Raw genomic sequence first — 247 nt, 5'->3', positions numbered from 1 at the left:
GCAGGCTCGGAATCGCCGCGCCGCTGAAGCGCAACTGGCCGTACGGATCGTCCTCGATGATCGCGCAGCCATGACGCTGCGAGAGTTCGACCAGGCGGATACGCTGCGCGAGCGGCATCGTGTAGCCGGTCGGATTCGCGAAATTCGGCGTCAGGTAGATCGCCTTGACGCCGCCGCGCTTCAGTTCGCGTTCGACCTGGTCGAGATCGAGCCCGTCCGGGCCGCCGTTGATGCCGTCGATCCGGGC

1 protein-coding gene is annotated in these 247 nt (G+C 66.8%); it reads right to left on the bottom strand.

The features are described 5' to 3' along the window. On the bottom strand, window positions 1-247 hold a 247-nt coding region (locus SB772_RS44255), incomplete at both ends, for an aminotransferase class I/II-fold pyridoxal phosphate-dependent enzyme (protein ID WP_410839057.1).

The sequence above is a fragment of the Paraburkholderia sp. SIMBA_030 genome (assembly GCF_046535245.1).
Taxonomy (GTDB): Bacteria; Pseudomonadota; Gammaproteobacteria; order Burkholderiales; family Burkholderiaceae; genus Paraburkholderia.
The sequence above is the reverse complement of the archived record's forward strand: the minus strand, read 5'-3'. Positions and strand labels throughout refer to the sequence as shown.